Annotated in this window: 5 protein-coding genes, 1 rRNA gene and 2 pseudogenes; 3 read left to right on the forward strand and 5 right to left on the reverse strand. The window is 46.8% G+C overall.

Annotated features, from left to right (window positions below):
• Positions 1-321: pseudogene (locus FDW98_RS21345) on the forward strand (nucleotidyl transferase AbiEii/AbiGii toxin family protein); the annotation flags it as partial.
• A 582-nt stretch (positions 322-903) separates the two neighbouring features.
• Here FDW98_RS21345 and FDW98_RS21350 read toward each other — a convergent pair.
• Positions 904-1,221, reverse strand: a complete 318-nt coding sequence (locus FDW98_RS21350; RefSeq protein WP_096758630.1) for a hypothetical protein — start codon at positions 1,219-1,221, stop codon at positions 904-906.
• Positions 1,222-1,351: 130 nt separating this feature from the next.
• On the opposite strand from FDW98_RS21350, the gene FDW98_RS21355 reads away from it, so the two are divergent.
• Positions 1,352-2,815, forward strand: a complete 1,464-nt coding sequence (locus FDW98_RS21355; protein WP_096758631.1) for a hypothetical protein — start codon at positions 1,352-1,354, stop codon at positions 2,813-2,815.
• Positions 2,816-3,782: 967 nt separating this feature from the next.
• Positions 3,783-3,962: pseudogene (locus FDW98_RS21360) on the forward strand (nucleotidyl transferase AbiEii/AbiGii toxin family protein); the annotation flags it as partial.
• 284 nt (positions 3,963-4,246) lie between these two features.
• Here FDW98_RS21360 and FDW98_RS21365 read toward each other — a convergent pair.
• The 4 genes from FDW98_RS21365 to rrf all read right to left on the reverse strand — a co-directional run bounded on the left by FDW98_RS21365 (position 4,247) and on the right by rrf (position 10,376).
• A complete protein-coding gene (locus FDW98_RS21365) occupies positions 4,247-4,735 on the reverse strand; it encodes a GNAT family N-acetyltransferase (protein ID WP_096758632.1) in 489 nt (162 codons plus the stop codon).
• Positions 4,732-5,025, reverse strand: coding sequence for a DUF1778 domain-containing protein (locus FDW98_RS21370; RefSeq protein WP_096758633.1), 294 nt, complete (start codon positions 5,023-5,025; stop codon positions 4,732-4,734). Before FDW98_RS21370 ends, FDW98_RS21365 begins: the two co-directional genes overlap by 4 nt.
• Before the next feature lie 667 nt (positions 5,026-5,692).
• Positions 5,693-8,947 (reverse strand): peroxidase family protein, encoded by a 3,255-nt coding sequence (locus tag FDW98_RS21375; protein WP_096758634.1) that lies wholly within the window; start codon positions 8,945-8,947, stop codon positions 5,693-5,695.
• 1,313 nt (positions 8,948-10,260) lie between these two features.
• Positions 10,261-10,376 (reverse strand): 5S ribosomal RNA (rrf, locus tag FDW98_RS21380).
• Positions 10,377-10,486: the final 110 nt, after the last annotated feature.

Genomic DNA, 10,486 nt, shown 5'->3' on the forward strand with positions numbered 1-10,486 from the left:
TATGTACGCCACCGCGATATCTGGGATCTACGCTGGCTGAAGCAGCAGGGAGCGAGGGTACGTATTGACTGGATACGCAATAAAGTGGCCGATTATTTCATTGGCGATTACCCGCAAAAGCTGGCTGCCATGCTGGAGCGCCTGCCAGAAATTATTAAAGGCGATGCCTTCCGTAACGAAATGGCGCGTTTTATCCCGCAGGACGTACAGGAGCGTACACTGCATAAAGAGAAGTTTTTCGTGTTTTTAACGGCAGAAATCACAGGATTATTGCAGCAGGTACAACGGGATTTTCAGGGTAATTCTGCGCCAGAGTTTTGAAAATTATGGCGGGCTAAGACATTCAAGGGAATCGAACCAGAGTATCGAACCAAACGGTTTTTTATACGTTTAAAGTCACTGTTTTGATTTACAAGTAAAAATACGGGTCAAACTCCGGGTCTTGACAATTTACCAAAAACAGATTTATGATAATTTTCAATTTACTAGATAGCTGAATGTTTCCGAGTCCGGCACCACTATTTAAAGAAACCAGCCTACGGGCTGGTTTTTTGCTTTCTGGCGTTCCGGGAGATTTCTGGTCGTGCTGATCGTAAGTGCCACTGCCCTGCCTCTTCCATCCAGCCTGAGCATTTCCCTTTAGCGACTCCCTACCCTTCCGGTCACGGTGCTGTTGTCTGTTAGGCTTCAAATTGCCAACAAACACTATACCCACCATGTACAGCCTTCGACTGGTCCCATCACCACAAGTGACATCCGGTCTTTGTCCGGTCTGAAGAAACAGTACATCAATCCTTTTTGACATGCCCATAACACCAAGCAATGCTGACTTACTCGCTAATTACCAAGGAAATCAGCGATACCGAATGACCAGATTCAATGGTTCACTACTTATCAAGCCTGCTAGCTAGGCTCTTTACCTGCATTATTCTCTTTGAAATCTCTAGCCAATTTACCCGTTTCACGGTCGTAGATGGTTTTAACCACAGCTCTTTTACTGACCTTTACCTTCTTTTCCTTGGCATGACGCTCGGCGGCTTTGTCTAACTCAATTTGCTTGTTTAAGTTAGCAATTGACTCTGAGTCATCTTGGGATACATACCCATACTCTTCGTTAAGAATATCTACTAATTGGTCTTGTGGTATCCCTGTCTCTTGTTCGATTTCTGAGATAGTTTTAGCCAAGCTTCGCTGCAAGTTACGCTGTACAATGTTAACCATATTGCTTACCTCTTTGTCAGATAGTTTTGTTGTTTCTAGCAACTAGCAAGACCTGGCTCGTTACTCTGGTATCGATACTAGAACAAACCTGCGAGCCAAAAAGCAGAAAAAATTAATAAGCGAGAAATTCATGGACTCAACGAACAAAGAAAAGCAGTGTGTTACGAACAAAGATGAGTTACGTCGCAGACATTGCGGTAACTATAGACCGGTGAGCAACGGGGAAATCTATCTCCTACCATATGAAGTCTTATTGCATTCGAAACCTCAGTCATTTTTCGCGTCCCTATCAGATTATGATCATCTGAAAACCGCGGATAAAGCGGGAAAACTGAGTCTCAAAGGGCTTAGAAAAGAACTATGGCCGCTGAATGATGAGAAAACTCACCATGACTTTTGGAAGAACTTCAGTGATTCTGCACTCAAAACGCACTTAAATACCATTTTGGGTACAACTAAGGTTATCAGTCGGGATAAAGATTGGCGTAAAACCTATTTAAAGCAAGGCAAAGAAGCAGATGCCGATAAGCCACATCACGAAGATATGCTCAAATGCCTTTACCTCCTAGCTCACCTACATAAAGCAAGCCCTACCTTCATTCGACAATTGGCATTGGTCAATGATGCATGGTCTACCGATTTGAGAGTATTCTACCCGCGTAAAGACTTTGCTTTCAGCGAAGAATACGGTGGATATCTCGCGGAACTGTACACCAACATTCTTTATCATCAACCTGAAGCTATTCGCAAAGTGGTCAAAAATCTTGATCTCCTGATTGATAAAATGGTGAAATACTCGGATGGCATGTTTGCTGAAATGTTAGATCGACGTAGCGAAGACATCGACAGCCCCGGTCTCAAGATCCTAAAATACAACCAAATTGGGGCTATCACACACACCCAAGCTTTACAAAGTTTATTGGTTGATAAAATAACAGGACCGTTCAATAATGATTCTTTTATCCAGTTGGAGGGGCGAGCAAATCAAGGATTAGCAAATGCAAATCATTATAGGTTAGTAGCAGGTCAATGTCTGAAATTTAAATTACAAACCGCAATGACCAAGAAAGGACAGTACTGGTACTTAGATAAACATAACTCTATACCACAAAAAGATGTCGATCAGCTCATCAATTTGTACGCCAATGCATTGGCGGCTGATGCTTTAAACGGCTTAACATTCGAAAGTGTAGGCTCTAAAAGCGGTAAAAAAGATACATCCCTTCCGGCTGCGATCCGACAAATGGCTGAGCAGAACCCGCAAACAATAGATGAGATCTTAGAGTCTCCCACATTGGATTGCGCCAACATACCTGAAATCTATACTAAGTATGCTAACTACCGCACCCTATACGCTGAATGTTATTCTCAAGGGACACATACTAGCCTCATCCAGAATATGAAAGAAAATCAATCAATTAAAAGAGTGCTTAACTATGTCAGAAATAACAATCTTGGCCAAATTCACGCTGACATCGATGAGATCGAGCGGGAAATAAAAGTGATGAACATTCTTCAAGGGAATATGGATAACATTGAAAACGTCACAATAGTTTTTGAGTATGGTATGCATAAATTACCACCGCGGAGCTGATGATCGTTAAAGATATAAGCTATTGCGTAACACTATCTGGAAGTACGGTTGGATACTGCTATATGGTATTTATTGTCTTAACTTTTTGGCGAACGATTTTCACCATATTAACGCTGTTCACGGTATGAATAATCGCAAACCAGAAAAAACCAATACGGAACCTTTCCCGCAACTACCCCGTAGTTTTCCCTCCACAGAGAATCACGCATTCCTTATATACTATCACTTTGCTCGAAACTCCCCCGTTTTCCCGCTTCATTTTCACAGGGTGTACATAAACACTTACCTTCGGTTATCAACACACATATTTATAAAGCAATAATAATTTCACTCGAATAAATACCATAGTTTAAACGATAAAAATATCACGCTGACAGCGTACCTTTTCATATAATATTTTCAACAGATTAGTCATTCATCTTCCGTGGCTTACATTATGGTGGCAGATAAGCGTAGAAACTCCACGAGTTTAACATTTGACCTAGGGATTAATATAACCAACACGCACTAACCAACATAATTCGCGGAGTAATAAACGATTTCATTTATATATTATTAATATGAATTATCACTTATCAGTTAGCACCTTTCCTAGTCATCACTCTATGTCAATCGCATATCAGCCACTTTCATTAACAGTCACCCTAGCACATTTTTTACGGAGAAACGGGGATATCCAGTCAAATCTTTATGGCACGACGTTTTTTCACCTACCGTTTTCAGTAATCTCACCGGGTAAGTTACGGGGAGACCAGAGACAGACCGGAGAATGTCGGTTCTCCTTCCCCCCACAATCCATGACCTGTAATGCCAGAACATCATCATGCTGCCTTTCCGGCCTCGGCTTACTTCAGAATGGACATGATCTGGCTGTCAGTAAAACGTGATTTTTTCATAGAGATCTCCCCGGTTCAGATTACGAGAGAATTCTATTTATGAACACACCGGTTTTTCGGGGGGATTACCGTTCTTGCTCAGTTATAAGCAAAATAGTGCCGACTGGTCGCTGTATCGCTATCCTGAAATTCAACACCTACAAGCTATTCGCTGGAAGCTGCGTAATCTGGCGGTACTGAAGGAAAAGAATTCGGCCAAGTATGCGGTGACGGTGAGTAAGCTGGAGGGGGTTCTGGAGCAGTATTTTTAGCTCTGGTTCAAAGGGATTAAATTGAGCCATGATGTTTGGTTATCTCAACCGCCCCATGATTACATCTCAAAAATAGATGAAAATACTTATATAATGCAATAAATAATAATCAACATCGTCAAACATTATCTCAAAAGTGCCTAATCCGACATATCAATTTAGTGGGGGCGCGGTTTGAGATAAATGCCAAGCCGCTGACATGAACTACGTGAAGATGTTGGGATCTGGCAGGTAAATCGCCTGATGAGATAGGCAGTTAATACAAAATGGTAAGGGCACTGCGATCAAACACTTCCCACCAAATCCCCCAGCGTCACCATCAGCATCATCGGGTCCATTGGCGACGGCTCAAACCCCACCCGCAGGTAAAACTCCCGCGCTTCATCCGACAAGGCATGAACCAGCATTCCGCGAATGCCGATAGTCTCCGCCACCTGAATTACCCGTAGCCCGGCATCCCTCATCAACGCCCGCCCTAAGCCCTGCCCGTGCAACGACTTATCCACCGCCAGACGCCCCAGCACCACCACCGGGATTGGGTCAGGCATATTACGGCGAAAACGACCGGGTGCCGTATTTGTCGTTACGGCGCTGGATGCCAGCGAGTAGTAAGCCATCACCTTAACATCATCGCAGCAGACAAACGTGCGGGATGCGCCGGAAAGCTGGTTCTTCATCGCCCGTTGTTTCAGCCAGTTATCCATAGAATCCACGCCGCAGCAAAACGGGGTAAGAATATGCCCGGCATGAAGCGGCTCAGGGGCGGAGATCATTTTTCCTGTTCCCACGGCGCAGGAGTCTGCATTGTTTTACGCAGTGCGGCATTAGGCGCAGGAGCCTGATCCAGACGAGTCAGAAATTCCTGATAAGCCTGCGGATCGGCCATAATGATACGTTGTTCGATCAGCGCTTCCTCTGCGGCGGCGCGGGCAGCTTCCAACACAAAGTCAGTGCGGTTTTTCCCTCTGGCTTTCGCCGCCCGATCGATAAGATCGCGCTCAGCGGGCTTGATGCGCAGGTTCAGAGTTTCGCGTTTCATCGCCATACTGTTTGCGGCTGGCATGGTGTTGTCCTCTTGTGTTTCTGTGTATATTAAGTATACAACATGTGTAACGCAGATGTCATTACGATAAATCTAGAAGGAATCGAATCGGAGTATCGAACCGAAAGGTTTTCTACTTATTTTAATCCATCGTTATGATTTACAAGAAGAAATGAGTGTCAATCTCTGGGTCTTGACAATAAGTAGCAGAAGAATTGATGATAGAAATCAAATTGGTAAGTAATTGAATGTTCCCGAGTCCGGGCTCCACTATTTAGAAAAACCAGCCTACGGGCTGGTTTTTTGCTTTCTGGGGTTACGGTAGATTTCTGGTCACTTTGACCGCTGATGTCATTACCTAGCTTCCGCCATCCAGTCTGAGGATGTTGATGGCACTGAAAAATTTAAGTTGTCCACTCAGGATTTCTGTAAATTCTTTGCGCTTCCTTGTGGCTCATTCAGATTTAATGGAGAGCATTAAACTATATTGCTTTCGGAATAAAATAATCCTGAACGCCTTATCTTGATAGCCTCGGTTTTGGGTATAGAACCTATTCACATCGGTAGAGGCGCCAGCATAAGCAAATGGATAACGCGACTAAAAAACAGCGTTATAAAGGTAGCTTTCGTTCCCTTTAATAACTTATTTAGTGTTGTTGGCGTATGCTGGCGCGACATCGTCGTCTCCTTATCCGATTAGAATAAAATCATCAATATTGACGCTTTTAGAGTTTACGTTTTCTAAAGTAATGACATTGGCATTAACAGGATCGCCGATGGTAATTACGGTACTGTTACCGGTTCCCCCGGCAATCTTGACGCTGCTGGCAAAATTCGCCACACCAATGCCGAATAAACTCACATCGAGGTAATCCTGTCCGCCGCTGGGGTTACTGTCGAAGCCGCTGGTAATACGGTCTCGCCCAAAGCCTGCGCTAAAGACGAAGGTGTCATTTCCGGCACCACCGGTCATGATATCGTCACCCTGGCCACCCTCGAGTCTGTCGTTACCCGCTCCACCTGTCAGTTTATCGTTACCGGCCCCGCCCTGAAGGTTATCGGCACCGTCACCCCCATCAAGGGCGTCATTTCCTGCGCCACCGTAGAGCGTGTTGTTTCCTCCCATCCCATACAAAAAGTCATTACCGCTGCCACCGGTGATGGTGTTGGCAATGGCATTCCCTCTGCCGGTAAACGCGCCTGTCCCGGTGAACACCAGGGTTTCAACGTTATTGGTCAACGTGTAATTATGGAGGGTGGTCTGGACAGCATCTGTCCCGCCATTAAGACCTTCGGTGACGACATCGCCATTATTATCAACAATATAGATGTCATTGCCGACACCGCCCACCATCACATCGGCCCCGAGGCCGCCGTTGAGGATATCGTTGCCAGCCCCACCGTTGAGCGTATCGTTGCCGCCCCCGCCATTCAGGACGTCGTTGCCGAGCCCACCATTCAGGATGTCAATGCCGTTTCCACCATTCAGGACGACGTTATTGTGGGCAATGACCGGCGGTTGATCGAGCTGACTCGTCCCGAAGATATTCTCGGGAAGATTAGTCAGGCCCGTGTTGCGTGCCACGATCCCGGCAAAACCCTGTTCCTCGATAACCTCGTAGAGGTCCAGATGCTCCACGCGATCGGGATAATACAGCCGGTCACCTTCCTGGATGCGGTCAAGTTGCTCGTGGATGATGACCCAGAAGGTCTGGCCAACCACACCACCATTGATGTGCTTCTCGGCGAGTCCGCCAACGAACAGATCCACTCTGTCGATGCCTTTGACGGTGTTTCCGTTGACCAATTTATAGCCAGGATTCGCCGCCAGGAAGTCTGCAATTTGACTATCCTCTAGTACGAGGTCAGGATAGGCCTTCTTGAATTGCGCAATGACGGTGTCGCTGAGATTGTTCCGTGCCTGGAAGTCTTCCCATGAACCGTAGGGTGTGAGATCGCCAGCAAAGCTGACCGCCTCTTTGACGTACGGATCGAGAGAGGCCATCAGGTCAGCCCGGATCTGGTTCATCGAACCCAGACCAACGTCCCACTCGCGGGCGACGTCGAAGGCGAACACGTCAGCACTCATACGAACGAGGTCGTTGCGCACAGCATCGACGATATTGACGTCGACTTCTTCCGCAGGCTGGACAACACCCCCGGCAATAATCCCGGCGGCACCCAGTTGCTCATAACCTGGCTGTGGAGAGTAAGGCAATTGCGATTTGGGGAAGTTGAACGCGCTCGTATCGTTGGTCGGGTTGAGGAACGCGTCGAACAGCGGCACCTGCGTTGCATTGCCCTCAGCGTCGAGCACCGTCAGCGTCTGCCCTATCAGCGAATGCCCGAACCGGTAAGCGGCAACCGCGAACTCGTGCGAGACTCGTGCATCCACTTCCGGATTGTACTCGGCGAAGCCGTGATCGCCCTCACCTCTCATGCCACCAAGCAACTTGTCGGCAAAGTCGGTGTAAATAACGCGCTGATATTCAGCTTCGTTAATGATCTTGGCAGCCTGGAACAGCTCTTCAGCTGTTCCATTAAATCCGGCTTCGAGCAATGCGTTGACATGGAAGTTGTGATTCCGTTCCCAGATGTTGTGGATCGCGGTTAGTGCGATGTTCTCGTTCGCACGTCCATCACCCGCCACGTAGTGGTCGAGCAGGTTGATAAAGGGGTTGGTGTCGAGCAGCAGCGCAAAGCCACTTCCCATGAAATTAGAGGTCATGGCAGGAAGCATCGCTTGGTTGATAACGCCATTGCTGTCGACCAGTCCGGCGAAGTACTCCCGGAAGGATACGCGGTGGTCGCCAGGCAGCGAGCTGTCGGTGAACAGCGTGTTGTTGTTCCAGTGATGCAGGATCAGTTCACTCAGCGTGGGCAGTAGCTTGAAATTTGGATTTGATGGATCCACTCCGCCCTCTAACAGCTTGCCCGTAAACCCGCCCAGTCCATCACCTTCTCGCAGGAACTGGCCGACGAGTTCGTTAGAGCCATAAGTTTGGTTCTGGTCAGCGAATGGCGATGTCTTATTGAGATGCTGCGGGATTCCATTGGCATCAATACTGTCAACGGTGCCGCGAGTCAGGTCCGCGGGGTTTGGAACCGAGCCCGGAGCGCCAATCTGGATCGTTCCGTTACCTCCCTTACCGAGGAAATCGAGACCGTGATCGAAGTACTGACCGAAGGCCGTGAATAAGCTGTTCACGCCAGCGGCATTGCCGGACAGGTTTGCTTCCTGTGCACCAAGGGCATCGCTGATGGCTCGCGGATCCAGCCCGGAGAACAAGGGGTTGATGTCGCGGTTTTGGGTCGTCTCATTCCAGGCGCCGTAGTGCGCGTCGGTGAGCCGTATGAACGGCTGATCGGCTGAACCATAGTCAAGGTGAACCCGGTTATTACCAGTACCTTCGAGATCTCGGATCCCGAGCGCATCGTTGTCTTCCCCTCCTTCAAGCCCGTTGACGAGATTCTTCAGGTTGGCGACATCACTGGCGGTGAGAGGGAAAGCACCGTCGCCGCCGACATCATCATTGTCATCGTCATCGGCTTCCGTCGACGTTTCCTTACGTGCTAAGACAATGGGATCGGTAGATTTCAACTTGGTGTTTATGCCATCATGCACCGTGATCTTGTCCTGAGTTAGCGTAGAAGCCTTGGATCTCGGTGCCAGCTCAATAACTTCCTGCGGCGTCGGCGTGCCAAACACATCATCCAGACTTATGCCGAGCACCGGATCGGTCTCTTTGTTCACTTCAACTGCGGATAAGAAATTGGCGGTCCGGTTGCTGATAATCCATGACGGCGGATCTATAACCGACCATATCCCAGCGTATCCCGCCTGAAATGAGGAATCAAAAAAGCGCAGGAAGGAAAAGTCTGTGGCACCAAACTTGCCTTGCCCTGTAACCAGGTTGTTAAAGCTAGCATCGAAGTTTCGCATACTGAATGGTACAAGACGGTTAGATAATATATTGAAGTTGAGATCGTCGACATCCGTTTGTGCTATAGATATTTGTTTGAGGGTATATTTCAGGTCAGGTTTATGACATTCTTCATTTTCATTTCTCTCAGTAATGATTATGAAAGGCACGAAAAGGCGAAGCCGGTAAGCGGCACTCGAATTACGCGCCTGGAATTGCTAACTGAGCGAATAGGTAGAGCGACTTCGAGCTCCGGGTGGACGCACAACCTATATATCACCCTTTAACGTCACAAAAGACCCTATGATAGATATGCTCAGCCCCCACTGGAAAATCGCGACGACTTACTTTGCCAAACTGATAGCAGGCTTCAGACAAGCGACCCCTTAATATTGAATAAAGCCAAAAAAATAACATCCATCAATTAGTAGCAACTATTTTTAAATTTCGAATGGCAAAAAAAGCATCAATATTACACAGCTAATACATCACCCAGAATTTAATCGGTCATCACTGCGTTAACAGTCACGCTTTAATTACCTTTAAATTCAAAACCATACAAAAAACCACCCAGACAAGCATTGAATAAATCATAAAGAAAAAATTGAACACCCATCAAGCCGCACTAATAAAAATGATATAAAAGTTTAAATGGCGACAATAAAAATAATACATCCTCATTACCGCACCGCTGAAATTCCGGAGCTAAACTATATTAATATATCATTACCAACATAAATGAAGCCATTATATGTAATGTTAAACTCCTTTATGCGGTTTAAATTATGATTTTCCTGACTGGATATACGGAATAGCCTCGGATTTCCTGGAGATTTTACTGGATAACGTCGGAATGTAAGGACGCGCGGAAAATTCAGATGACTTCCTTGAAAGAAGTTATTTCGCGATAGGATCGAAGCTAAATAGGGTACACTGGCAAGATGGATATTTAACAGCCAAATTTGACATGAGTTTTGATAATCCCCGTGTCCTTGGTTCGATTCCGAGTCCAGCACCACTATTTAGAAGAACCAGCCTACAGGCTGGTTTTCTGCTATTGTATTTCCCAAAACTTTTCAGCCAATCCCAAGCCATCTCCTTATCAATTACCCGCAACCATCGCTGCTACCCCTCATAAATTTATGGGCAGTTAGATTTTATAATCAAAGGAGAATGCTTAGTCGTTCACGGACAGGATAAAGGACATTTTACGTGGACAGAAGAGAGGCTTTCGCTGGACAGATAAGGCGCTGACGCGGCTATCCACCCGCTTTCACATACAACAGACGCAAAAAAGCCCATCCGTCAGGATGGGCTTCTTCACTTGTTTGATGCCTGGCAGTTCCCTACTCTCGCATGGGGAGACCCCACACTACCATCGGCGCTACGGCGTTTCACTTCTGAGTTCGGCATGGGGTCAGGTGGGACCACCGCGCTACAGCCGCCAGGCAAATTCTGTTATCAGACCGCTTTTGCGTTCTGATTTTATCTGTATCAAGCTGAATTGATGTCTTTCTTTCGCCAAAACATCTTTGGCGTTGTAAGGTTAAGCCTCACGG

Origin of the sequence: Citrobacter sp. wls711, from assembly GCF_005281055.1 — a bacterium.
GTDB lineage: Bacteria > Pseudomonadota > Gammaproteobacteria > Enterobacterales > Enterobacteriaceae > Citrobacter > Citrobacter gillenii.

Coding starts and splice junctions, on each gene's coding strand:
- FDW98_RS21355 (WP_096758631.1), top strand. CDS start 1,352: ATGGACTCAACGAACAAAGAAAAGCAGTGTGTTACGAACAAAGATGAG.
- FDW98_RS21365 (WP_096758632.1), bottom strand. CDS start 4,735: ATGATCTCCGCCCCTGAGCCGCTTCATGCCGGGCATATTCTTACCCCG.
- FDW98_RS21350 (WP_096758630.1), bottom strand. CDS start 1,221: ATGGTTAACATTGTACAGCGTAACTTGCAGCGAAGCTTGGCTAAAACT.
- FDW98_RS21375 (WP_096758634.1), bottom strand. CDS start 8,947: ATGCGAAACTTCGATGCTAGCTTTAACAACCTGGTTACAGGGCAAGGC.
- FDW98_RS21370 (WP_096758633.1), bottom strand. CDS start 5,025: ATGCCAGCCGCAAACAGTATGGCGATGAAACGCGAAACTCTGAACCTG.